We start from the raw sequence: 24,503 nt of genomic DNA, 5'->3' as shown, positions 1-24,503 counted from the left end.
TCTGTTTATTTTAAGGGCGAAAAGGAGAGGGAACCATGAAGAGGATTTCTTATATTGAAGACTTTGAACAATGGGAAAGTGGTTTTTCATTTTACAACCCTGTAAAAGTTCGTTTTGGTGAAGTAGATATGTTTGGGCATGTAAATAATGTCGTTGCCTTTACTTATTTTGAAGAAGCGCGTATTGCGTTGTTTAAAGAACTTGGGTTTATGCAAGAGTGGACGCATGAATCTTCAGAAACGATGATCGTTGTTGCAGATTTACAATGTAATTTTATGAAGCAAATATATTTTGATGAACAGTTGAAGGTGTATGTAAAAGCGGGATCGGTTGGGAATTCTTCTTTAGATTTGCATTATATGGTGAAAAATGCAAAAGGAGAAGTTTGTTTAGTTGGTCGTGGAATGATGGTTCAAGCATCGAAAAAAACGGGAAGAGGCGAACCGTGGCCTGAAGAGTGGAAGAAAAAATTACTACAATAATAGAGTGAAAGAAAAATAAGAGAGCAATTTGCTCTCTTATTTTTTGTCTTCCATTGCTTCTTCTAATGTTAAATGATGTTTATATATGTATGTAGCGTATGGATTTCCAACGTAGCGCAAATGCCACGGTTCATATGCATATTCTGTTGTTTCTGTTTTATCTTCTAAGTAACGAATGACAAAGCCGAATTCATGAGCATGTTCTGCAACCCATTTCCCTTCGGCTGTCTCTCCAAAAATAGGCTCTAATTGGAATTTAGCAGATTTTGAACTAATATCCATTGCTAAACCAGTTTGATGCTCACTAGTACCAGGAATGGCACTTACTGAATCAGCTTCAGCTTTTCCTTGACGTCTAACGTATGTATCATGTAATGATTTTTGGCGTTTGTATGAACGATAACCAGATACAGCTGTAAGTTCAAGTCCTTCTTTCTTTGCCGCTACAAACATATCCTCAAGCGCATTTGCAGCATCTTTGCGCAGTAACGTTTTTTCTTTATCTTTTGGACTAGTAAATGGTACGTTTGGTCTTGTTAAGTCTTCAGGTGTGTATCCATCTGGTAGTTTTCGGTGTTTATTAACTAAGACAAGATTAGATTCGGGATTTGTTACAACAGAAAAGTCGTTGTCTAGTTTTTTTGCATTATGATCAGCTTTTGGAAAAGCAGGGATCTCTTCTTTTTGGTGATTACTATGTTTTTGACTTTCGACAGCTTTCGCCTCATTTTGTAGTGGTGATTTAGAACCAAAGTATGCGAAAGAAGCGATACCGATTACAATAGTAGTGGCAGAAATAATTATTATTTTTTTCATGATGCCTTGTAATCACAGTCCTTTCTTAATAAAATATGTATTGCTTTTATTATAAGTCTAGTTTGTTGAAAAAGAAATATAAGAGTCGTAACGTAATAGAAATGCAAAGAAAATGTCAGAAAATGTGTGAAATTGTAGTATTTTTTCATTTAATTCATTTCTTATCTTTCATGAAATGAATTTTTTATGTAATATATATACATAAGAAGATGTAGCGATTATCGAGAATAAAGAACTTCTTGTATAGACTAGGAGTGAATGGGAATGGATTTTGCAACAATTATTGGACTTATTTTAGGATTTGTAGCAGTGGTAGTAGGGATGGTCGTCAAGGGCGCTGACGTAACAGCCTTATTGAATCCTGCCGCAGCATTAATTATTTTTATCGGTACATTTGCTGCAGTATGTATCGCATTTCCGATGAATCAACTAAAAAGAGTTCCAAAATTATTTAAAGTTCTTTTTGGTTCAAATAAAAAGGATTTAAGTTATGAACAGTTGCTAGAATTGTTTGTTCATTGGACATCTGAAAGTAGAAAATACGGTATTTTGTCTTTAGAGCAACAATTAGACAAAATTCAAGATGAATTTCTTTTGCGTGGTATGAAATTTGTGATTGATGGCGTATCTGCAGAAGATTTAGAACAGATTTTAGAAGCTGAATTAGAAGCAATTGAAGAAAGGCATGCAAAAGGAGCAGCAATTTTTTCTCAAGCTGGTACGTATGCACCGACATTAGGTGTTTTAGGTGCTGTTATCGGTCTTGTAGCTGCACTTGGTAATTTAACAGATATTGAAAAGTTAGGACATGCTATTTCAGGTGCATTTATTGCAACGATTTTTGGTATTTTTTCAGGTTATGTATTATGGCATCCATTTGCAAATAAGTTAAAACAAAAATCTGCAGCTGAAATCGAGAAAAAACGTTTAATTATTGATTGTTTATTAATGTTACAAGAAGGTACATATCCGTTTATTATGAAAAACCGTATTTTAGGTGCACTTTCTGCAACTGAGCGTAAAAAGCTAGAAAAAGGAGCAGAAAAAAATGCGGAGTAAGAAAAATAGAAGAGGCAAAAAGAAAAAACATGATGAGCATATCGATGAAACGTGGTTAATTCCATATTCTGATATGTTAACGTTGTTATTTGCATTGTTTATCGTTTTATTCGCAATGAGTAGTATAGATGCTGCGAAGTTTAAACAGATGGCAGTTGCTTTTCGAAGTGAATTAGCTGGGGGAACAGGTAACAAAGAATTTTTAAGTGATCAAAAGCCAAATGATGAAAAAGAATTATCAGCAAGTAGCCTTGAGGCAGAACAAGCAAAAAAACAAGAAGAAGCTAGAGCCAAAGAAAAAAAAGAGATGGATGAATTGAAAGCATTACAAAAAAAGATTGATCAATATATTAATGAAAAACAATTATCCTCTTCTTTTCAAACTAAATTAACTGAAAAGGGATTAATGGTGACAATATTAGAAAATATACTGTTTGATTCGGGGAAAGCAGATGTGAAATTAGAATCTTTAGGGATTGCAAAAGAGATGTCTAGCTTACTTGTTTCAGCGTCACCTCGTGAAATTACAGTATCCGGTCATACAGATAATGTCCCTATTGCCAATGCGCAGTTTGCGTCGAATTGGGAATTAAGTACGCAGCGGGCAGTTAATTTTATGCAAGTATTACTGCAAAATAAAGAATTACAACCAGAAAAATTTAGTGCGATTGGTTACGGAGAATACCGTTCGATTGCTCCAAACGATACACAAGAAGGAAAGGCAAAGAATAGACGTGTGGAAGTGTTTATCTTGCCTTTAACAGAGAAAGTAAAATAAAGAGGATGGCGAATGCCATCCTCTTTATTTTGCATCGAATGATTTTAAGTTGTCACGACGGATTTTATCTTTTTCTGCATCTGATTTTTTGAAATCATAATCATATAACGCGCCTTCCCAATCGCCATACATTGGATTAGGGAAAATAATAAATTTCTCACCAAATTGTGCTTTTGAATCTGCTACTGCTTGATTGCGATCTTTTACAGATTTCCCATCAAAACCTGTGAAATCAGATAAGTTATCACCGAAGAATAAGACGATATCATGGGTTTGAGAAACGAGTTCACGGCGTTTTTCTTTTCCCTTTTCTTTCGGATCTTGTAGTAATATATGTTCTTTCGTTGCTTGAGGAGCACCTACACGCTCAAGATTTTTAATTGTTGCATCTAGTTGGTTCGTTTTACGATTTGAGATGTAATAAATATCTACACCTTTAGACTCCGTATATTTTAAGAAATCAATTGCGCCTGGAAGGGCTTCAGCTTCAGCCTTATTAATCCAATCATCCCATTTGTAAGGATAGCCTTTGCCTGTTTTTACGCTCATTGCTTGATGAGGGCTGTTGTCTAAAACAGTTTCGTCTAAATCAAGTACGATAGCAGGCTTTTTCTCTGTCCCTTTTGCAAGAGCTGCATCAAGCTTCAATTGACCAATGTTGTATCCTTGGTAATAAAGTGCTTTCGTTTCACCAGCTGTTTGATACCATAAATCAGCCATTAATTGTTGTTCTGTTAATTTTACTTTTTCTTCTTTTGCCACTGTTTTCTCTGGTGTTCCTGAACATGCTACAAGTGATGTAGATAGAACCGCTACAGATAATAAAGTGGTGATACCCCTCTTCATCTTCATATGTATCCTCCTTGATGTTAGAAAATCATCTTATATTATATATTAAAATATAAAATTTTTTTATGAACATTTGCATATTGTCTTTTGTATATATAGTAGTATGTCCTATATTAGAAAGATGAGAAAAATAATAACAGTTATTTTGACAAGTTTTATTGTCGTAATGACAATTATAATTGACAAAAAGCACTTTATTATTTACAATTTTAACTAAATAGAACAAATGATGGATTGAGAGTGGTGTTACATATAAGAGGATGAAGTGTAGTGCTATATTTTATCCTGAATAAACATAGTCTTTGAAAGAGAGTATGAATGATACTAAAGGGGAGGCTTTATACTTTGAGTTTACAAATTCAAAACTTAACGAAACTATTTGGGGAATCAAAGGCAGTTAATGGTTTGCAAATTTCGTTACCAAAAGGTGAAGTGCTAGGATTACTTGGACGAAATGGTGCAGGGAAAACAACGACAATCAAAATGCTTCTCGGATTATTAACGCCTAATGAAGGCTCTATTACATGGGATGGAAAAACATTTGGGACTAGTGGGGTAACGATTGGATATTTACCAGAAGAAAGAGGTTTATATACAAAAAGTAGAGTAATAGACCAGTTGCGATATTTTGGTAGATTAGAAGGCATGACGAAGAAAGAAGTAGATCTTGCTATTGATCACTGGTTAGATCGATTAGCAATACCGGAATATAAATTTAAAACGGCAGGAGAGCTTTCGAAAGGGAACCAGCAAAAAATTCAATTAATTGCTGCTCTTCTTCATAATCCTGAACTTCTCATTTTAGATGAACCATTCAGTGGATTGGATCCAGTTAATGCTGGGATGTTAGCTAGCATTATTGAAGAACAAGTACAGAGCGGAAAGACAATTATTTTATCTAGTCATCGTATGGAACAAGTAGAGGCTTTTTGCCAACATGTATGTATTTTGAAAAAAGGCGAAGCAGTCGTAAAAGGCCAGTTAAGTGATATTAAAAAAGAATACGGTTTCCGTAATTTAACGATTGAAGATACAGAAGAGAATGTGAGGGGATTAGAAGCTATACATGTATCGTATGAAAAACAACAAGGCCTTCTTTATATGCAAGTACAAGATGATGCAGAAGCTCTAAAGATTTTACAACAATTGCAAGAACAAGGTGTTACCTTACGACAATTTAAAATGTTAGAGCCGACGTTAAATGAAATCTTTGTAGAGAGGGCGAAATAAAGATGCGTAAATTTTCTCATGTATTTTCATTTTATTTCAGGGAAGCGTTTTTATCTAAAAAATCATTAATTACGAGTGCGATTTTATTTCTAGTTGTGTTTGGGCTTTTTGCATTTAATCATTTCACTGCTGATAACGATAAAGGAAAAGATAAAATTGCTGTAGTAACTGAAAGTGATACTTATAAAGTGCAAGAAAGTGATGTAACAAAGTTACTTCCGTCTGCTAAAGTAACTGTAGAAAATAAGGATAAATTTAAGGCGTTACGTAAGCAAGTGGAAGATGGGGATTTAGACGGTCTATTCCGTATTACAGAAAAGAATGGTATTCCAGAAGTGACGTATATGTATAGTGGTTTTCCGAGCCAATCAACGGCTACACTTATGGCAAGTTATTTAAAAGAACAGTATACAGCGGTAATGATTGAAAAAAATAATGTATCTGCCGAAGTAGCAAAACAGTTACAGATGGAAATCCCGTTAAAGCAAGAGGCAGTAAAAGATCATGCTTCTTCCTTTGGAATTGGTTATGTTTTCTCGTTTGCTTTATATATGTTTATTATTATCTTTGGTGGTGCAATTGGAACTACGGTAGCATCTGAAAAATCATCTCGCGTTATGGAGTTAATGCTTCCGAAAGTAAAACCATTAACAATGCTACATGCTAAAATTTTAGCAATTGTTTCTAGTGCTTTACTATTACTTATTACTGCTTCCTTCGGTTTTATTGTACCGTATTTATTAGGGTGGGTAGATTTAGATAACGCATCTTTAATAGGGCTCACACTAGACTTTTCTAAATTGGATGCTGTAGTGATTAGTATGTTCTTTGTATATTTTGTCACGGGCTACTTACTATATGCGATGCTATATGCAGCGGTTGGGGCTGTTGTATCAAAAATTGAGGATGTGCAATCTCTTTCGTTCCCAATTACAATGCTAGGTATGGCAGCATTTTTTATTAGTCTTAAATCATTATTTGATCCAAATAGTACATTAGCTGTAGTTAGTTCATATATTCCATTCTTTACACCTATGGTTACCTTTTCAAGACTTGTAGCTGGTGAGGCGGGAGTTGTAGAGGTATGTGTAACGTTATTAATTTTATTGGTGACTATCGTTATTGTTAATATGATTACAAGCCGTATTTACGTAAACGGCGTAATGAATTACTCAGACAAAGTGAAATTTAAAGATTTAGCGAAATTCATAAAGCGTCAATAATGAGAGAAAAGCATGATTTCCTATTGAAATCATGCTTTTTCTTTATGTATAAATTAAAAATAGTATATAATAATAAGAGTCGTCTTTTAATAGAATGAATGCAAAGGAGGGTGTGCAGATGGGAATTAGTAGTCGTTTTACAGTAGGTGTGCATATGTTAACGTTACTTGCGATAGATCGAAACTCTCGCTGTACCTCTGAATGGATTGCTGGTAGTGTGAATACAAATCCGGTTGTGATTCGTCGCATTACAGGAATGTTGAAGAGAGCAGGACTTGTTGATGTACAAGCTGGTAAAGGTGGTACGACACTTGCTCGTGATTTAGAAGAAATTACATTACTTGATGTATATAAAGCAGTGGAAGTTGTAGAAGAAGGACAGCTATTTTCCTTCCATGAAAATCCCAACATTGAATGTCCAGTAGGAGCTAATATTCAATCGGTATTAGAAATTATTTTAATGCAAGCGCAAGAAGCGATGGAAAACGTACTTGCAAATGTAACGGTAGATCAATTAGTTACAAACTTAAAGTCTAAAATGAAAGAGTAAAAAGCGAGCATCCTCATAATGAGGGCTCGCCTTTTTTTATTCAGAAATATTGAAGATTCTATTTTTCAGTATTTAAAATAAATTTACCTACGATAGCTGCTACGATACCACCAAGAATTGGTGCAACGATGAATACCCATAGTTGAGAAAGTGCTTCTCCGCCAGCAAATAAAGCTGGTGCGATACTACGAGCAGGGTTAACGGAAGTTCCTGTTAACGGAATACCTAATAAGTGAACTAAAACTAATGTGAAACCAATTACTAATCCCGCTAGAGAAGAGCTTCCTTTTTTACCTGTTACAGCAACGATAACTAATACGAATACGAAAGTTAAAATAAATTCAACTAGAAATGCTCCAGATAAACCAAGAGTTCCAAAACCATTTTGTCCTAAATTATCTAAAGGTGTTTTAGCAGATTGTAAAATTGTCACCAATGTTGCAGTTCCTAATAAACCACCTAAAACTTGAGCTAATACATAATAACAAAGTTCCATAGCGTTCATTCTTTTGTTGATGAACATAGCTACTGATACCGCTGGGTTAATGTGACATCCAGAAATTGTTCCGATGCTATATGCCATAGCCACAATAGATAGACCGAAAGCCATAGCGATTCCTAATGTTCCAATTCCTTCAATTCCGCCGCCAATGACAGCTACTCCAGTTCCGAATAATACAAGTACAAATGTACCAATAAACTCAGCGATTGCTTTTTTTAACATAATTTACCTCCTATTATTGCGCATGAAACGTATTATAACATAGGTTTTAGTATAATCAGCTAATGAAATACTATTCTGATAAGGCGAAATAGGGGGACAATAAAAAAGAGTATGGTTCTATAACAAAGAACCATACTCTTTTTTTATGCTGTTTTTTTCTGTTTAACGATTGGAACAGATCGATTTAAAATGCTATTTGCAACCATTCCCAACATAATAATAATCATTCCAAGTAGGGAAATCCCACCAGGAAATGAACCATTCAAGAAAACAATTTCGCCAAGCACGGTAAAGACCATCGTTCCAGCTTGCGTTGCTTCAACAGCTCCAAGTAGAGCGAGGTTATCTTTTGCTAGGTCAGTAGCAAAGAAAAATGTCATCGTTGCAATCACGCCGGAACATAATGCTAACAAAAACCCTTGCAGCATTTGGTTTGATGTTGGAATTCCAGTAGTAGAAAATCCATATATGCCAAGTAAAATAGTAATAGGGAGACTTCCGATTGCCATTCCTAATACACGTTGGAACGTATCAAGACGCCCGCCAACAAGTTCCATCATTTTTCGGTTACCGAATGGATATAAGAAAGCAGCTAACACGACAGGTAAAAAGCCTGAAATAAACTGAGTCATTGTAATATGACCTGCTGCAGTCGCTTGCATACAAATTACACCAAGTAAAATAAATAATGCAACATATAAACTACGAAGTGGAATTTTCCCGCGTACAAGTTTTGTACCTGATTTTGTTTCTATTTTAACGAAAAATAATGGTGATAGTAGTAGACCTGCTAAGATCGTAACTTGCCAAGTTCCAGCAACGAGCCACGCTGGAGAAAAGACAGCTGCAAAACTTAATAAGGAATAGAAACCAATACCTGCAACGGAACCCCATCCGATCCACGCCAATGGATGTTTCTTTAATTCTTCCCATAACCCCCTTAAGTTTTTGCGAAATAAAACGATAAGGAATAAAATAGGGAGAGCAAATAAAAAACGGAAGGAAGCTGTCCAAGCCCAGCTCGTTCCAGATACATTCATCGCTCGATTAATAATAAAGGTTGCGGAAAAAAAGGCTGATGATAAAAGGCCTAATAAAATTGCGCGCATGAAGTATAGCACTCCTTTCGGAATTTGATGATTATGTATAGTATAATATACTTAAAAATGATAAAAGTAAACTATTTTATACTTTAAGGTGGTTTTATAGATGAAAGAACATGAAGATATGCAAACGAAAGAAGTCATTCAGCAAGTAGGTCAGCTATTAAGACAAATTCGAAATGAACAAAAATTAAGTTTAGAAGAATTAGCCCAAAAAACAGGAGTTAGTAAATTAACATTAGGAAAGATTGAAAGAGGCGAAACGAACCCAACGTTAGCTGTCATTTGGAAAATAACGAAAGGGTTATCGATTCCTTTATCGAGATTGATGGTTGTTGGAGAACCTGTAGCTGTTGCGCGCTGCGGAGAAGGATTTGCAGTAGATGTAGGACAAACATGGCATTTAGAAACGATGTTCCGTTATACGAAAGAAACGGGGATGGAAATGCACCGTGCTTGTTTAAGATCGAATAGTATATATGAACCAGAAGCTCATCATGAAGGTGCTATTGAGCTTGTAACGGTAATGAAAGGGAAAGTATCTATTCAAGTTGAGAATGATGTATACGAATTAAATGAGTTTGACTCTATTCAATTTGAAGCGAACAAGAAACATAGTTATAGAAATGAAGAAGATGAAGTAGCAGTATTACATTTAACGATGAAATATTCTTCATGAAAAAATCCCCTATAGAAAAATCTATAGGGGATTTTTTCATATGCTATGCTCAAATATATGAAAGAAGGTTATTAGTAAGAGCGTGGCATGAGTAATAAACAAATAAAATAAACTAAAAAACCCGTCCCAAAACATAAAACAGCAATGACCCAAAGTATGCGAATGAGTGTAGAGCTAATATCAAAATATTCTCCTAAACCACCACATATACCGAATAGCATTTTATCAGTTTCGGATTTACACAATCTTTTTGACATCTTCTAATCCACTCCTTTTTATCTCGCTTTAACGGGCAGTAAGACCTCCACCTAAAAATTCAGCGAAAGCAAAGAAGTTAGGTGGGGATTAACTGCCCGTAAAAGCCCGATTGGTTTAACTAATGATCAGCGGGGGGGAGGAACCCCCCCCGCTGATCAAAGTTTCACTTTATAGCAAACTATATACTTCTATTCTATATGGAAATTTATGAGAAGGCTATGTGGTTGTATTACATTTTTTTTAGGGAACAGTCGTAATAATTGTCTTAATTTTCAGTGGATATTAAACTTATAGTGATGAGGTGATTTCTAATAAAGGGTGGGGGAATAGAGAGATGACAGTATATTGGTTAACTAATGTAATGCTTGAATCGGGATATACATATGAAGAGGGGAGAATTTCCCAAACAGAAACAGAGTTATGTAGTTTACTCATTGAAGATGGACGAATTAAAAGAATGATAGCAGGGGCTGTTCAAGAGGAAGGGGTACTCATTCTTGATGCCAATCGTTTATTGATTTTGCCCGCTTTCGAAGAGATGCATATTCATATTGATAAGACGTATTATAGTGGCCCTTGGAAAGCTTGTATGCCAGCAGAGAATATTTTTACACGTTTTCATGAAGAAGAAAAAATTCTGCCGAAGCAATTAGCAACTGCTCAAGATAGAGCGGAAAATATGCTAGCGTTATTGCTTCGAAATGGTGCAACGAATATTAGAACGCATTGTAATGTTGATCCGATTATTGGACTTGGTAATTTGGAGGCGACGTTAGCCGCGTTGGAAACATATAAAAATCAGGTTTCTGGTAGAATCGTTGCTTTTCCGCAACATGGATTATTGCGCAGTAATTCTGTACAACTTGTGAAAGATGCGATGCGTATGGGGGCGCATCTAGTCGGCGGAGTGGATCCAGCTACAGTGGATAATGATATTGAAAAATCATTACATACAATTATGGATATTGCAGTAGAATTTAATGCGGATGTTGATATTCATCTGCACGATGCAAATAATCTTGGAACGTTTACAATGAAGAGATTGGCAAGTCTAACAGAAGAAGCGGGATGGCAAGGTCGCGTCACAATTAGTCATGCGCTTGGACTTGGTGGTGTTGTGGATAAAGAAGCTGAAGAAGTGGCAGAAAGACTAGCTGCTTTAAACATTGATATTACTTCAACGGTGCCAATTGGGAAACAAGTAATCCCGATTCCGTTATTAGATAAAAAAGGTGTGAAAGTTTCATTAGGAAATGATAGTATTACAGATCATTGGTCACCGTTTGGGACAGGTGATATGCTGCAAAAGGCAAATCGATTAGCAGAGCGTTTCGGATGGAGTGACGAAAGGTCTTTAGGAAAAGCCCTTCGCTTTATTACGGGTGGAAAAGAAACGTTAAACAATGAAGGGAAGCGAGCATGGCCGAATGTAGGAGATGAAGCGAGTTTTGTTTTGACGAATGCAACATGTACTGCTGAAGCGGTAGCGCGTCAAACAGAGAAGCGTTTAGTTGTGCATAAAGGAAATATTGTTGTTGGAAGTTTAAATGAGGTGGAATTAAATAATCTTGTGTAAAAGAATCGTTTGAATGTTTTGAGGAGGGTTCTAATTGTGAGTGTAAAACTCTTCTTTTTTATGCTTACAATATATTTCTTATAAGGAAGTTAGAAGGGATGAAGAATTTGGACAATCAACATAACCAAAATCATATTATGGGAACTTTGCAATGGTTTATATTTTTATTAGCGAATTCAATCGCACTACCAATTGTCGTTGGCGGATTATTTCATCTTACGACGGAAGAAATATTTTATTTAATGCAGCGTACATTTTTTGTAGTTGGTATATCTTCTTTTTTACAAGGGTGGCTTGGACATAGACTGCCAATTGCGGATGGACCAGCTGGATCTTGGGTTGGAGTATTTACCGTGCTTGCTTATGCAACTGTCGGGCAAGATCAATTACATAGTACGTTGCAAATTTTAGAATTAGGCATGATAATTTCCGGTGTTGTTTTAGTAGGATTAGGAGTCACTGGTTTTATCGGACGTATTTTATTTTTATTTACGCCTCTTGTGACAGGGACGTTTTTACTTTTATTATGTTTACAATTAAGCGGTGTATTTTTAAAAGGGATGCTAGGAATTACTGCTACTGTTTCTCAAATTGATGGATTTACAGCATTAATTGCGTTTAGTATATTTTTGTTCGTTATTATACTATCTAATTTTGGAAAAGGTTTTGTCAAAAGTTACGCAGTTTTAATAGGATTAATTAGCGGGTGGATTCTTTTTCTCATTGCAGGAAAAGTGACGATTCCATCTCAAGTAAATCATTTTGTGCAACTTCCACATATATTTGCTTGGGGACTTCCAAAATGGAATACAGGTATGGCTGTATCAAGTTTCGTTATGGTATGTATTTTAGTTTCAAATACAGTGGCAGCTATTATAGCGATTAATCAAGCTACCATTCAAAAAGGGACTATTGAACAGAAGCAGTTGAAGAATGGTACCTGGGTTGGTGGGGTTTCGCATATCATTTCTTCTGTATTTTCAACTGTAGGTGTCGTGCCGTTACCAGCAACGGCAGGATTTATACGTTTAACGAAACAAAAGTATATACGATCGTTCTTACTGGCATGTATGTTACTAGTCGTAATGTCGCTGTTTCCGAGTATTATTCGTTACTTAGCATCTTTACCATCCGCGGTCGCCTCTGCGGTTTTAATGGCTTCGTTCGTACAGCTAATTGGAATTGGATTTCATAATATAAAACAAGTGCCAATGAGCGAAAGGAATGTAACGATTTTAGGAGTTGCTGTATTATTTGGAAGCGGTGTTATGTTTTTACCGTCTGGAGCACTCCAATCTTTGCCTTCTGTTATGCAATATATATTCGGAAATGGATTGTTCGTAGGTACAGTTGTTAGCATATTACTAGAACAAATGTGGCGTATTGAAAAGTGAGTGGATACAAAGAGTATCTGCACTGTATAAAAGTCTAAAATAACATGTGAAATAAAGCCCATTTTCATTCACCACCTGCACATTTCGTTCATACAATATCTTGACTAAATAAACACCCAACTTACACATACACGGCTCTGGCTTAAGCAAGGAGGGTTATACCAGTTGAAGGAAAAAGCGTATCAATCTAAACCGTTACTCACAAAGAGAGAAAGAGAAGTATTTGAATTACTGGTTCAAGATAAAACAACGAAGGAAATTGCAGGTGAACTTTTTATCAGTGAAAAAACAGTACGCAATCACATATCAAACGCAATGCAAAAGCTAGGAGTTAAAGGACGTTCACAAGCAGTTGTTGAGCTTCTTCGCATGGGAGAGCTCGAACTATAAAAAGAAAGCCGACTTTTATACGAGGAGTCGGCTATTTTTCTGTTTGCATTTGAAATGGAGAAGGTATCTCAGACTCTAGAAGAGAAGAGATGTTTAATAAAGGAAGGATTCTTTATTACGCGGTTTTGTGAAAACTTATCTGGCAGTACATATTTAGAATTGGAAAAAAATCAGGTACCATATAATGAGTTCGGTAAAATGTTTGAAAAAGCGTTGAAAATAACAGTTTTATAACGTGATAAGGTATTCAAGATAGATATCATTATCATTCGTGAATAAGAAGGTGCAAATATGAAATTGTATTTTAAGGATATGGAGATAGGTGAAATTAAAGATGTTTTTGGAGATATGCCATGGATGTATGGAACAATTCGTTTATACGAGAATAGTAAACCGCTCCAAAAATATTTTCGTGAAATGGTAGACGAAGATAGTGTATTTGATTTTGAAAGCATAGACCCTGAATTTTTAGATGAAGACAATTGGTCTATTTTTGATGAGGATGATCGGCGGCATTTAGGGATTGATATACCTGCTATTCATATGGAGGAAGCAACGGTTGCGTGGCGTTGGAGATAAGAACTATAGCATGCGTATGTAGTAGGTTGAGTTTCTTGGTATGCTCAAGTGATAAGGAAGAAAGCTAACTTTTATACAAGGAGTTGGCTATTTTTCTGTCCGTTTCATGTGCTATAAGAATGATAAGAACACTCCATACATAAATAGGTAGTAAGGAGGGGATATGTTGAAAAGGGTATTGTTAGTTTCAACAAGTGCACATGATATGAATGGACACCCGACTGGTTTGTGGCTTGAAGAGCTCGCAGCTCCTTATAATTTATTTGAAAAAGCTAATTTTGATGTTGATATTGTGTCGATAAAGGGCGGTAGAGTACCTATTGATAGAGTGTCTATTCCGAATGGTATACCTCGTGAATTTAAGCGTGTCGCTTCTTTATTGCAAAATACGAAGTCAATTTCAATTGTTCATTTTTCGGATTATGATGCGGTTTTATTTGGTGGTGGGCACGGGGCGATTGTAGATTTTCCGGGTAATCCATATGTAGCAAATTTGATTGAGAATATGTACAATAATAACCGGATTGTAGCGGCTGTTTGTCACGGAGTAAGCTCCTTAGTCGGTGTGAAGAATAAGGATGGCTCGTTTTTTAGTGCGGGTAAGCGTATAACAGGTTATACAAATGCTGAAGAAAAAGCTGTACATTTAGAAAAGCGAGTTCCTTTTTTATTAGAAAGTAAATTGAAAGAAGAAGGAGCTTTGTTTTATGTTGCTCCTAATTTTACGCCACACGTGGTAGTAGATGGGCGTTTGATTACAGGGCAAAATCCGCAGTCTAGTGTGGAAATAGGGAAAGCTATAAGAAGAGCTGTAAATAAATTATAGAAAAAATGCTCGCTACTAATACAGGTAGCGGGCATTTTTTCTATAGTGTAAATGGAGAATCCTCTTAAACTAAAAAGATATATTAAGTATAATGACTTCATTTATAATTAATCGTGAATTTGCTATACTATTTTGTATGGACAAAAGGGGAGGCTCTTTTAATGAGAAAAGTTGCGTGTGCAAACACTTATATTAATAAAATAAAGCCCGTTATTCGAAAAACGAGTTTTAGCCAATTGAAAATAGATGAAATTGCGAAATATATGGATATTAGTAAGGCCACTTTATATAAACGTTTTTCTTCGAAAGATGAGATTATTGAAGCGGTGGTAGAAGATTTTATGAACTACCTTCTTGAAGGTGATGCGGATAATCAAGATGAAAGTATGTCTTTTGCAGAACGTTTCCAAAAGACGTTTATCCACTCTTTAAAATGTGTGACATATATTTCTGATGTTTTTTTACAAGATTTGAAAGAGGCATATCCGCACTTATCTGATCAGCTAGTCGCTGCACAACAAAATCGTAATCAGAATTTACAAATGTTTTTTGAAGCGGGTATGGAACAGGGCTACTTTAATAAAATGAACGCACAATTATTTATGGTACAAGATGATGTGATGTTAAGACGTATTATAGAACATTCTTTTTGTATTCAGTACGATATTACGTTAAAGAAAGCGATACTGGATTTTTATCAATTAAAGAAGTATCAACTTTTTAAACCAGAGTATATAGAAGCAATTGATGATTCTGAAATTGAAAAAGAAGTTATTGCTATTTTGCAAATGATTTCGTAAAAAAAGCAGGTTTTCCTATACTAATGGAAACCTGCTTTTTTTATATGTTATTTTTTCACGTGCTGTAATACTAATTCAGCTACTGGACCACCTGAAGCTGGGTTTTGACCAGTGATAACACGATTATCTTCTACAGCATAAGCTTCCCAAGGCTGTGCAGCTTTTTGGTAAAGTCCTCCATTTTTAATGAGTTCATCTTCTGTTAAAAATGGAACAAATTGATCCAATTCAGCTAGTATTTCTTCTTCATTTGAGAATCCTGTTACTTTTTTACCGCTAATTAAACGTTCTCCGTTACTTAATGTGATGTGAAATAAACCAGCAGCTCCGTGACAAACAGAAGAAACAATTCCTCCATTTTCATAAATGTTGCGGCTAATCATTTGAAGTTCTTTATTTTCTGGGAAGTCCCAAATTACACCGTGACCGCCTGCGTAATAAATAACAGCGTAGTCTTCTGGATTCACTTCACTCGGTTTCATTGTAGAACCGAGACGATTCATAAATTCTTTCTTTTGATACCATTCCCAATCGATGCTCTCCGCCATTGCTAAACTATGCGGATCAATCGGTGTATAACCACCTTGTGGGCTGACATAATCTACTTCGTAACCAGCTTCTTCAACTTTTTTAAAGAAATGGACAGCTTCACCAATCCAAAGCCCAGTAGCTCGATTTAAATTTGGATATTTTTCTACGCTTGTTAATACAACTAACATTTTCTTCTTCATCATAATCCTCCTGTAATGTTTCTTCTATATAAAAGTTCTTTATTTGCTTAATTTTATTAAGTTAGAAATTGCAAATTTGAATAACCATGTCAGTCCTCCTTATAGCGGATTCGAAATTAGTGTATAACAATTTCTATACAAAGTAAACTAAAAAAGCTAAATTAGTTTACTTTGTATATTTTTCGTTGACAAATTGTAATGCTGAAACTATGATAGTTCCATGAATGTCGAACAACATACATGTTACGTTTCGAATTCAGTTTGTCGCGCGATAAATTTATACATTTGATGAAGTTGTTTAGTGGTGATAGAGGAGCTAAACAAATTTATTTTTCATTTACAATTACTACAATCAGGAGAGGTGTTACACATGGGGAAAGATATAAGTAATCATTCAAAATGGTTTGTTTTCACATTATGTTTTATCGTTTTATTAGGACCGATGAATGCGGTGTTATTTAATGTAGCGTTAGAGGATATTGCTCATGATTTATCCATTAGTCAATCGAAAGTAAGTTGGGTTGTAGTAGGTTATTCCTTAGTTGTCGGTATTGGTTCGATGATATATGGGAAACTGGCGGATCGTTACAGTGTAAAAAAATTATTAATTATTTCCATTATCATATTTGTAGTTGGTTCTATTATTGGGTTTGTAAATCAATCTTATGGGATTGTCATTTTTGCAAGATTAGTGCAAGCGAGTGGTGGAGCTGCATTTATTGCGCTTAGTATGATTGCAGTTGCAAAATTAGTTGCTCCTGCTGAAAAACCAGGTGCGTTAGCGATGATTAGTTCTTCTATTGCATTAGCGGTTGGTATCGGCCCTTTAGTTGGTGGTGCAATTACAAATACGTTAGGGTGGCCGTATTTATTTTTATTTATGGTTATTTCAGTGGTTGGGATTTTCTTGCTTATCAAATTTATGCCGGAAGAAGCGCAGTATACGGAAGAAGCGTTTCATTTTGATTACATTGGAGCGGTGTTGTTATTTGTATTCATTACGACAGTTTTATTAGGTGTAAATATTAATAGTTGGCTATTTGTGTTATCTGTTGTTTTCTTATTTTTATTCACGGTTCGTATGAAGAACGCAGAGCATCCATTTATTGATATCGAGTTGTTTACGAACAAACCATTTCTGCGCTTAATAACAGTCGGTTTCATCATTAATGTGGCGTTATGTGCTAGTTTGTTACTATTACCGCTGTTGTTAGGAAGAGAGTATGGATTATCTCCATTTGTTATTGGAATTACGCTATTTATTGCCTCTCTCTTTGGTATTGCGTCAAGTTTTATTACAGGGAAAATTGTCCCTTCATTTGGGAATGTGAATATGATTTATGTAGCGTCTGTTGTTATGATAGTGGGCTTTTTAATTTTAGGACTTATTCCAAGCGGAAGTTTACTTTATATTGTATTAGCGGTTGTTTTTACGTTTATAAGTTATTCAGCAATTCAAGTTTCATTAAATACATTTATACCGAAAACATTGAATCCTTCTAAAGTTGGAGTTGGCCTTGGATTGTATAATTTAATTAACTTTTTCGGTATGGCATTCGGACCAGCTGTAGCAAGCAAAATTATGGAGTCTACAAATAGTTATCGTTTGAATTTTATTTTAATCGTCGTTTTAATTTTTGCTCATTTCTTCTTATTAATAGGAATGTCTTCTATTCAGAGAAAAGTGGTGTAATGAATACGTATTTTATATAGAAGAAACCGACTTTCAAATAGAGGGTCGGTTATTTTTCTGTCTTGCAAATTACGAAAAAAAGGAGCAAAATAAATAAGGTCCTAGTCTATACAGGTACAAATAAAAAAATCATACAGGAGCATTTTAAGTGAGCGGATTTAAAGTGCGTACAATATACTGATAAACATAAAATAAGATGATGAATGAGAAAACGGGTGATGAAGTTGAATAGAGCAATCGGTGTTATCGATTCAGGAGTTGGCGGTTTAACAGTAGCGAAGGAATTAATTCGTCAGTTGCCGAAAGAACGTATTATATATTTAGGAGATACAGCACGTTGTCCGTATGGTCCACGTTCTCGAGAAGAAGTGCGTCAATTCACGTGGGAAATGACGGAGCATTTACTAGATTTAAATATCAAAATGTTAGTTATTGCGTGTAATACAGCAACTGCGGTTGTATTAGAAGAAATGCAGAAACAATTACCGATCCCAGTCGTAGGAGTTATCCACCCAGGGTCACGTACAGCTTTAAAAGTGACAAATACGTACCATGTTGGGATTATTGGAACGATTGGAACGGTGAAAAGCGGTGCGTATGAAGAGGCGTTAAAGTCTATTAATAACCGTGTTATGGTAGAAAGTTTAGCGTGTCCGCCTTTCGTTGAACTTGTAGAGAGTGGGAATTTCGAAAGTGAAATGGCGTATGAAGTTGTGAGGGAAACGTTGCAACCGCTGAAAAGAACTGATATTGATACGCTTATTTTAGGTTGTACACATTATCCGATTTTAGGCCCAGTTATTAAAAAGGTAATGGGAGATAAAGTGCAATTAATTAGTTCGGGTGATGAAACAGCGCGAGAAGTAAGTACGATTTTATATCACAGTAAAATGTTAAATGAGGGAGAAGAACAAAGTGATCATCTCTTCTTAACAACTGGAAAAATAGGTCTATTTAAAGAAATTGCATCGAAATGGTTCGGTCAACCGATTGAAAATGTGAAGCATATCAATTTAGAAACAAAATAATAGTAGACTTATAGAAGTGAACTCCTGAGAAATCAGGAGTTTTTGTTTATAAGAAGCAAGGTATGTTCTAAAACGTAAAACAGCTCGTATACATAATAGTACAAACTTAGATTTTAGGGGGGAATGGCATGCCTAAATCCACTTTTAAATGGGTTGTTGGTGCTACTGTGAGCGCTGTTTTACTAACAGGGTGTGGCTTTATAAATCAGGAGAAAGCAACGGAACAAATTGATCCACCAAAACAAGTTACGTACACAGAGGGTGGAAAGAAAGAAGTAGCTAAGAAAGATAAGCAAGGACAAACGGTGAATAGAGAATTATACCTTGTTGATAAAAACGGTTATGTTGTACCGCAAACGTTAGCTATACCTACTCCGAAAGCAAATGAGGTCATTCAGCAAACGTTAGAGTACCTTGTGAAAGATGGGCCAGTAACGAATTTATTACCGAATGGGTTCCGTGCAGTCATTCCAGCAAATACATCGATGACTTTAAATTTGAAAAAAGATGGGACGGCAGTCATTGATTTCTCAAAAGAAATGAAAAACTATGCAAAAGAAGAAGAGCGTCAAATTGTTGAGTCAATAGCGTGGACGTTGACGCAATTTAAAGAAATAAAACAAGTGCAGTTCCAAATAAATGGTGAGAAATTGGCGAAGATGCCTGTTGGTGGTACACCGCTTGGTGAAGGGGTGAGCCGTGCTAATGGTATCAACTTCGATGATGAACAAGTAGCTGATGTAACAAATACAAAACCAGTTACACTTTATTTTATGGCACAAAATAATAATAAACAGCAATACTACGTACCCGTAACACGCCGCGTTGTAGAAGGAAAAGAAAATGATTATGCAGCAATTATAGATGAACTTGTAAAAGGACCGATTCATCAGTCGCTTCTGAATGATTTTAATCCAGGAGTTAAGCTTATTACGAATCCGAAATTACAAGACGGAAATCTTACATTAAACTTTAATGAAAATATATTTATAAACCCAGATAAAAATATGGTTTCAAATTACGTATTGAAGTCGTTAGTTTTATCTTTAACAGAAAAGAAAGGCGTGAAAAGTGTTTCTATTGAAGTGAATGGTAAAGCAAATCTTATAGATGAAAAGGGCGGAAAGTTAATAAAACCTGTAGATCGTCCAGAAAACGTAAATACAGGTAGTTTTTAATCGTCAATAATTTGATATACTTAAGTAAGAAAGGGGAATTGCTTTTTGGGTTCCTCTTCTTTTATTGTATACATATCATACATTTAAATTTGGCTATACTAACAAATAGTTATGAGGAGGTTATTTTTATGCGAGTAGATGGTAGAGAGAAAACAGAATTACGCCATATACATATTCATACGAATTATTTAAAACATCCAGAGGGATCAGTGTTAATTGAAGTTGGAGATACAAAGGTGATTTGCTCAGCGACAATTGAAGAGCGTGTCCCACCGTTTATGCGTGGAGAAGGAAAGGGCTGGGTAACGGCTGAATATGCAATGATTCCACGTGCAACAGAGCAACGTACAATAAGGGAATCAAGTAAAGGGAAAGTAACAGGACGTACAATGGAAATCCAGCGTTTAATTGGAAGAGCATTACGTGCGGTAGTTGACTTAGAAGCACTTGGTGAGAGAACGGTTTGGATCGATTGCGATGTTATTCAAGCGGACGGTGGAACGAGAACTGCTTCTATTACAGGGGCATATGTAGCAATGGTATTAGCTTTCGAAAAGTTATTACAAGCAGAAAAAGTATCTAAAATTCCAGTGAAAGATTATTTAGCAGCAACGTCAGTAGGGATTGTTGAAGAACAAGGTGTTGTTTTAGATTTAAACTACGCAGAAGATTCTAAAGCAGACGTTGATATGAACGTAATTATGACTGGAAAAGGACAGTTTGTTGAAGTACAAGGAACTGGAGAAGAAGCGACGTTTAGCAGAGCACAGTTAAATGAATTGCTTGATGCTGCGGAACAAGGCATTTTCCAACTAATTGACATGCAAAAAGAAGCTTTAGGTGACATCGTATCTCATATAGAGTAGAGGTGGAAAATATGAAACAAGTTGTTGTAGCGACAAAAAATATGGGGAAAGTGCGTGAATTTGCTGAGTTATTTGAGCGATTTGATTTAGAAGTGAAATCATTACACGATTTTCCTCATATTGAAGAAGTCGAAGAAACTGGTGAAACATTTGAAGAAAATGCGATCTTAAAAGCGGACAGTTTGAGTAGACAGCTGAATGCGATCGTAATTGCGGATGATTCAGGCCTTATTGTAGATGCTTTAAACGGAAAACCAGGCGTGTATTCAGCTCGTTTTGCTGGGGAGCCGAAAGATGATCAAGCGAATATTGATAAAGTTTTGCAAGAATTAAATGAAGTAGCGTTTGAAAAACGTAAAGCTCGTTTCTACTGTGCATTAGCAGTGGCTTTCCCTGAAGGTGATAAAAAGCCTGTTATTGTAAATGGGACGTGTGAAGGATTTATTTTAGAACAGCGCCGCGGGGAAAACGGCTTTGGATATGATCCGATTTTTTATGTGGAAGAATATAAAAAAGCGATGGCGGAACTAAGTTCAGATGAGAAAAATGCCATTAGTCACCGCGGACGTGCTCTGCGTAAGTTAGAAGAAAAAATCCCTGAATGGTTTTTAGGAGAATAGGGGAGAGAGATTGATGAAAGCTTTAATCGTAAGCGATAGTCATAGCTCTGTGAAGGAATTGCAGCAGTTAAAAGAGAAATATGAAGGAAAAGTAGATGTCATGATTCATTGCGGTGATTCAGAGCTAACGCCTGCTCATGAAGAGCTGCAAGGTTTCCATGTTGTAAAAGGGAATTGTGATTATGCTAACTTTCAAGATGAAATTGTAACTGATGTAGATGGCATTCGTTTCGTAGTTGTGCACGGACATCGTCATAACGTGAAAATGACATTACAAACATTAGCGTACCGTGCAGAAGAGGTAGGGGCGCAAGTTGCATGCTTCGGACACTCGCACGTATTAGGTGCGGAATTAATCGACGGCGTTTTATTTATTAATCCAGGCAGTATTTTATTACCGCGTCAGCGTGTAGAAAAGACATTTGCTTTATTAGAAATGGATGAAAATCAAATGGAAGTTCGTTTTGAAACATTAGACGGACAACTAGTTGAACAAGCAGTTTTTAAAAGAGGATAAGAAAAATTATCCTCTTTTAAAAAAGGTGTTGACTTTATGTATGATTATACATATAATAAATATTGTCGATAGGGCAACAGCGCTAACGAAGAAAAATAAAATAACATATGCGGGTGTAGTTTAGTGGTAAAACAAGAGCCTTCCAAGCTCTGGTCGAGAGTTCGATTCTCTTCACCCGCTCCATGTCCCAGTAGCTCAGCCGGATAGAGCATACGCCTTCTAAGCGTACGGTCGGGAGTTCGAATCTCTCCTGGGACGCTAACAAAACCTTTTGCGGTGACGTCAAAGTCCGCAATATATAAGCCTTTTAATTCGTAAGTTGAATCGTACAATGTGCGGTCGCTAACGAGTTAGGAGGCTTATTTTTTTATGTCCAAAAGACGTGATTCTTTAACGGTTAGCGAAGATTTAACGAATGTTTTTAGCGATAGATTAAAAAGTGATCCGCGGAAGAAAGAGACCGCAGAGGGTCGTTATACGTTTAATTTAACAATCGACAAAGCACTCGAAATAGTTGTGTGCGTCAAATGAAGGCGACAGGCTTACGTGAGCGTACGATAAACGACTACTATTTACACGTTAATCACTTTACGAAGATAACAGATACGCAATACTTAGAAGAATTAAACGTTAATCATATTTACCAACTTCCTTAGTTGTTGTCGCTATTACAAGTTGATTAACACTATATAATACAGCTGGTATAAGTAAGGTGGCTATAATTGTAGTGAATACAGGTGCAAACTTGCCTATTGTCTCTATTGTTAGTCCATCAAACATTTTCGTTGTTCAATCCTTTCAAAGTTAAAGTTAGATAAAAAAGAACGCTGTCCTAAGAATAGGTAAGCGTCCTATGTTTTTAATAAATCAACCTGTATCACCATCAGCTAAACCTTGTATAATATGAATAGCTGTTTGAGTGTTAACTGAAGTATGTGTGCCTATCGTTACAATTGTAATCAATAGCATTCCTAATAATACTTTCTTCACTTTAACGCCTCCTTTTTAAAAATTTCTTTTTTAGCTTCATAACTTAAATAGAAATATTTACTTCCTTGTTCAAAGTTTCCTTCGTTATGAAATTGGACTGCTACTGCTTCCATGTATTCTTGAACATACTCCCATAATCTTTCGTTTTTAAAGTAGTTCATTCCTGCTAGCACAGCTTGTTCTAATTTTTCGGCAGTAACTTTTTTATTTATTTTTCTTAGAATTGTAAAGCGGTATTGATATTCTTGATTTCCTAATTCATTGCAGATAGTTAAACCTTTTTCAATGAGTTGAGACGCAATTTCTTCCTCACCTAGCTTGACGTGTTCCTTGGCTTTAACAAAAATAGCTTTATAATTATGAGGTTTCTTTTCAACAACTTCTGAAAGGTATCGAATTGCCGAAATAGAGAGATTTTGACTCGCATACATTAAGCCTAAATTATGACGAACTAGTAAGATTGCTTTCTCATTTTTTTGCTTTTGGAATGTGTTCATTGCAGTAACAAAGTATTCTTCAGCTAGTTCAAATTCTCTTAAATGCGTACAAGCTAATCCTAATAAATTATCGCAATAGGCTGTTTTTAATTCATAGCTTTCATGTTTAGAAAATATGTCCCTAGCTTTTGTACCGTGCTTAATGGCTAAAAGTGCTTGATAAATATGATAATGATATGTTGCTAAGTTATAATGAAATTCTGCTTTTTCAAGTTCATCAGGAATGTGTTTAAGTAAGATTTCTGCTTTATCATAATGTTCTTTAGCAAGGCTATAATTACCGATTGCGTTAGAATGAATAGCCTTATAAAAATGGTAGTAGTAAGATAAAAAGTTATCTGTGGGAATATTAAAAGATTCAATTTTATCAAAGCTATTTTTTGAAATACTTAAATTATCCACTAAATATTTATAACCGAAATCTAAAAGGTAATAGTAGAGTAACAATTTTGGGTCTGCTTCGTTAGTGTGAATAATAGAATTAATTTCTTCTTTTAAACAATGGGCATTATCTATATTACGTGAACGTATTTCTTGATACCATTCGTTAAGTAGTTTTGAAATTTGTTCATTACCCTTTATTAGAACGTCCATGAAATCCCCTCCCTTTTTGAATATTCTTATAAATAATGATAGCAAGAATAGAATTTAATGGGAATTGAATTTCAATATTTCTCAACATTTGTGTAACAGTTTTATTTTCAATTATGTAACTAATTGCATTCATTCTCCCTGTTAGTAATTTCAAATATTTGGCACAGTGAAATAACCAGACATGGTATAATTTTCTTGTAAAATACTGTATAAAGAAGGAGGGTCAATGCATGAGTTTAAATATGTATTTGGGAGAAGTACAAAGCCAAACTCATAGCATGAACGCTGTATGTTCCGCTACCATTCAAGGTATGGAACAAGCCATTCACTTGCCTGAAGGCACAAAGCAAACTATCATTATAGATACAAGAGGACAAACTGTTTCTAGTGACATTCTGAGGGAAATTAGAGCAGAAATACATAAAAAAGCTAATACATTACCTGAAATAAAATTTATTAAAAAGGACTGATGA

28 protein-coding genes, 2 tRNA genes and 1 pseudogene are annotated in these 24,503 nt (G+C 35.5%); 23 read left to right on the top strand and 8 right to left on the bottom strand.

The annotated features are described in order from the left end of the window. Positions 1-35 precede the first annotated feature (35 nt). Positions 36-482 carry an acyl-CoA thioesterase gene (locus tag ACXY7N_RS24505; RefSeq protein ID WP_016086067.1) on the top strand — a complete coding sequence of 149 codons (447 nt, stop codon included), beginning with the start codon at positions 36-38 and terminating at the stop codon, positions 480-482. 36 nt (positions 483-518) lie between these two features. Here ACXY7N_RS24505 and ACXY7N_RS24500 read toward each other — a convergent pair whose 3' ends face one another. Then, positions 519-1,298 (bottom strand): M15 family metallopeptidase, encoded by a 780-nt coding sequence (locus tag ACXY7N_RS24500; protein WP_488592653.1) that lies wholly within the window; start codon positions 1,296-1,298, stop codon positions 519-521. Positions 1,299-1,562: 264 nt separating this feature from the next. Here ACXY7N_RS24500 and motA point away from each other — a divergent pair, with 264 nt between their 5' ends. Next, a complete protein-coding gene (motA, locus tag ACXY7N_RS24495) occupies positions 1,563-2,357 on the top strand; it encodes a flagellar motor stator protein MotA (RefSeq protein WP_000344857.1) in 795 nt (264 codons plus the stop codon). Next, on the top strand, positions 2,347-3,135 hold the full coding sequence (gene motB, locus ACXY7N_RS24490) for a flagellar motor protein MotB (RefSeq protein WP_001256734.1): 789 nt from the start codon (positions 2,347-2,349) through the stop codon (positions 3,133-3,135). The genes motA and motB overlap by 11 nt, the downstream gene beginning before the upstream one ends. A 24-nt stretch (positions 3,136-3,159) precedes the next feature. Here motB and ACXY7N_RS24485 read toward each other — a convergent pair whose 3' ends face one another. Continuing rightward, the gene (locus ACXY7N_RS24485) at positions 3,160-3,987 is read right to left on the bottom strand and encodes a 5'-nucleotidase, lipoprotein e(P4) family (protein ID WP_016135407.1); all 828 of its coding nucleotides are present in this window, start codon (positions 3,985-3,987) and stop codon (positions 3,160-3,162) included. Between the two features lie 342 nt (positions 3,988-4,329). Here ACXY7N_RS24485 and ACXY7N_RS24480 point away from each other — a divergent pair, with 342 nt between their 5' ends. From ACXY7N_RS24480 to ACXY7N_RS24470, 3 genes are all read left to right on the top strand, one after another. Further along, positions 4,330-5,214, top strand: a complete 885-nt coding sequence (locus ACXY7N_RS24480; protein ID WP_116349182.1) for an ABC transporter ATP-binding protein — start codon at positions 4,330-4,332, stop codon at positions 5,212-5,214. A gap of 2 nt (positions 5,215-5,216) precedes the next feature. Further along, positions 5,217-6,437, top strand: a complete 1,221-nt coding sequence (locus ACXY7N_RS24475; RefSeq protein WP_016086071.1) for an ABC transporter permease — start codon at positions 5,217-5,219, stop codon at positions 6,435-6,437. 118 nt (positions 6,438-6,555) lie between these two features. Then, positions 6,556-6,987 (top strand): Rrf2 family transcriptional regulator, encoded by a 432-nt coding sequence (locus ACXY7N_RS24470; protein WP_000512998.1) that lies wholly within the window; start codon positions 6,556-6,558, stop codon positions 6,985-6,987. 58 nt (positions 6,988-7,045) lie between these two features. On the opposite strand, the gene ACXY7N_RS24465 is transcribed toward ACXY7N_RS24470, so the two are convergent. Together ACXY7N_RS24465 and ACXY7N_RS24460 are read right to left on the bottom strand one after the other, a co-directional pair. Further along, complete coding sequence (locus tag ACXY7N_RS24465; protein ID WP_000913207.1) at positions 7,046-7,711, bottom strand: aquaporin; 666 nt, start codon at positions 7,709-7,711, stop codon at positions 7,046-7,048. A gap of 143 nt (positions 7,712-7,854) precedes the next feature. Next, the gene (locus ACXY7N_RS24460; RefSeq protein ID WP_016086072.1) at positions 7,855-8,820 is read right to left on the bottom strand and encodes a DMT family transporter; all 966 of its coding nucleotides are present in this window, start codon (positions 8,818-8,820) and stop codon (positions 7,855-7,857) included. 100 nt (positions 8,821-8,920) lie between these two features. Between ACXY7N_RS24460 and ACXY7N_RS24455 the strand changes: the two genes are divergently transcribed. After that, complete coding sequence (locus ACXY7N_RS24455) at positions 8,921-9,493, top strand: helix-turn-helix domain-containing protein (protein ID WP_016086073.1); 573 nt, start codon at positions 8,921-8,923, stop codon at positions 9,491-9,493. A 71-nt stretch (positions 9,494-9,564) separates the two neighbouring features. Here ACXY7N_RS24455 and ACXY7N_RS24450 read toward each other — a convergent pair whose 3' ends face one another. Beyond that, on the bottom strand, positions 9,565-9,750 hold the full coding sequence (locus ACXY7N_RS24450) for a PspC domain-containing protein (protein ID WP_000044337.1): 186 nt from the start codon (positions 9,748-9,750) through the stop codon (positions 9,565-9,567). 335 nt (positions 9,751-10,085) lie between these two features. Here ACXY7N_RS24450 and ACXY7N_RS24445 point away from each other — a divergent pair, with 335 nt between their 5' ends. The 6 genes from ACXY7N_RS24445 to ACXY7N_RS24420 all read left to right on the top strand — a co-directional run bounded on the left by ACXY7N_RS24445 (position 10,086) and on the right by ACXY7N_RS24420 (position 15,316). Beyond that, positions 10,086-11,327, top strand: a complete 1,242-nt coding sequence (locus tag ACXY7N_RS24445) for an amidohydrolase family protein (protein WP_088084389.1) — start codon at positions 10,086-10,088, stop codon at positions 11,325-11,327. 98 nt (positions 11,328-11,425) lie between these two features. Further along, the gene (locus ACXY7N_RS24440; protein ID WP_088084388.1) at positions 11,426-12,721 is read left to right on the top strand and encodes a purine/pyrimidine permease; all 1,296 of its coding nucleotides are present in this window, start codon (positions 11,426-11,428) and stop codon (positions 12,719-12,721) included. Positions 12,722-12,886: 165 nt separating this feature from the next. Continuing rightward, positions 12,887-13,111, top strand: coding sequence for a spore germination transcription factor GerE (gene gerE, locus ACXY7N_RS24435; protein WP_000659484.1), 225 nt, complete (start codon positions 12,887-12,889; stop codon positions 13,109-13,111). Between the two features lie 291 nt (positions 13,112-13,402). Then, positions 13,403-13,690 (top strand): hypothetical protein, encoded by a 288-nt coding sequence (locus ACXY7N_RS24430; protein WP_088084386.1) that lies wholly within the window; start codon positions 13,403-13,405, stop codon positions 13,688-13,690. 163 nt (positions 13,691-13,853) lie between these two features. Continuing rightward, complete coding sequence (locus ACXY7N_RS24425) at positions 13,854-14,516, top strand: type 1 glutamine amidotransferase domain-containing protein (RefSeq protein ID WP_088084385.1); 663 nt, start codon at positions 13,854-13,856, stop codon at positions 14,514-14,516. Positions 14,517-14,677: 161 nt separating this feature from the next. Next, positions 14,678-15,316: a TetR/AcrR family transcriptional regulator gene (locus ACXY7N_RS24420; RefSeq protein ID WP_016135403.1), complete on the top strand. Its 639-nt coding sequence runs from the start codon at positions 14,678-14,680 to the stop codon at positions 15,314-15,316. A gap of 47 nt (positions 15,317-15,363) precedes the next feature. On the opposite strand, the gene ACXY7N_RS24415 is transcribed toward ACXY7N_RS24420, so the two are convergent. Then, entirely contained in the window at positions 15,364-16,047 is a 684-nt protein-coding gene (locus ACXY7N_RS24415) for a type 1 glutamine amidotransferase domain-containing protein (RefSeq protein WP_488592651.1), read from the bottom strand. Between the two features lie 370 nt (positions 16,048-16,417). On the opposite strand from ACXY7N_RS24415, the gene ACXY7N_RS24410 reads away from it, so the two are divergent. The 9 genes and pseudogenes from ACXY7N_RS24410 to ACXY7N_RS24370 all read left to right on the top strand — a co-directional run. Further along, positions 16,418-17,740, top strand: a complete 1,323-nt coding sequence (locus ACXY7N_RS24410) for an MFS transporter (RefSeq protein ID WP_098486269.1) — start codon at positions 16,418-16,420, stop codon at positions 17,738-17,740. A 218-nt stretch (positions 17,741-17,958) separates the two neighbouring features. Next, on the top strand, positions 17,959-18,768 hold the full coding sequence (gene racE, locus ACXY7N_RS24405; protein ID WP_016135401.1) for a glutamate racemase: 810 nt from the start codon (positions 17,959-17,961) through the stop codon (positions 18,766-18,768). 128 nt (positions 18,769-18,896) lie between these two features. After that, on the top strand, positions 18,897-19,946 hold the full coding sequence (gene gerM / locus ACXY7N_RS24400) for a spore germination protein GerM (protein ID WP_016086082.1): 1,050 nt from the start codon (positions 18,897-18,899) through the stop codon (positions 19,944-19,946). 128 nt (positions 19,947-20,074) lie between these two features. After that, on the top strand, positions 20,075-20,812 hold the full coding sequence (gene rph, locus ACXY7N_RS24395) for a ribonuclease PH (RefSeq protein ID WP_001261765.1): 738 nt from the start codon (positions 20,075-20,077) through the stop codon (positions 20,810-20,812). An 11-nt stretch (positions 20,813-20,823) separates the two neighbouring features. Beyond that, complete coding sequence (locus ACXY7N_RS24390; protein WP_000815943.1) at positions 20,824-21,432, top strand: XTP/dITP diphosphatase; 609 nt, start codon at positions 20,824-20,826, stop codon at positions 21,430-21,432. A 13-nt stretch (positions 21,433-21,445) separates the two neighbouring features. Then, complete coding sequence (locus tag ACXY7N_RS24385) at positions 21,446-21,949, top strand: metallophosphoesterase (RefSeq protein WP_016135399.1); 504 nt, start codon at positions 21,446-21,448, stop codon at positions 21,947-21,949. Positions 21,950-22,058: 109 nt separating this feature from the next. Next, positions 22,059-22,132: transfer RNA gene (locus ACXY7N_RS24380), tRNA-Gly, on the top strand. A 1-nt stretch (position 22,133) separates the two neighbouring features. After that, positions 22,134-22,207, top strand: a tRNA-Arg gene (locus tag ACXY7N_RS24375). Between the two features lie 111 nt (positions 22,208-22,318). Then, a pseudogene (locus ACXY7N_RS24370) lies at positions 22,319-22,596 on the top strand (tyrosine-type recombinase/integrase); the annotation flags it as partial. A gap of 220 nt (positions 22,597-22,816) precedes the next feature. Here ACXY7N_RS24370 and ACXY7N_RS24365 read toward each other — a convergent pair. After that, entirely contained in the window at positions 22,817-22,939 is a 123-nt protein-coding gene (locus ACXY7N_RS24365; RefSeq protein ID WP_016086086.1) for a hypothetical protein, read from the bottom strand. Then, positions 22,936-24,030, bottom strand: coding sequence for a response regulator aspartate phosphatase (locus ACXY7N_RS24360; protein ID WP_016086087.1), 1,095 nt, complete (start codon positions 24,028-24,030; stop codon positions 22,936-22,938). Before ACXY7N_RS24360 ends, ACXY7N_RS24365 begins: the two co-directional genes overlap by 4 nt. 230 nt (positions 24,031-24,260) lie before the next feature. On the opposite strand from ACXY7N_RS24360, the gene ACXY7N_RS24355 reads away from it, so the two are divergent. Further along, the gene (locus ACXY7N_RS24355) at positions 24,261-24,500 is read left to right on the top strand and encodes a hypothetical protein (RefSeq protein WP_353811024.1); all 240 of its coding nucleotides are present in this window, start codon (positions 24,261-24,263) and stop codon (positions 24,498-24,500) included. Positions 24,501-24,503 lie beyond the last annotated feature (3 nt).

The sequence above is a fragment of the Bacillus sp. 5w2 genome, assembly GCF_054353775.1.
Note: the sequence above shows the minus strand (reverse complement) of the source record. Positions and strands in the feature narration are given on the sequence as shown.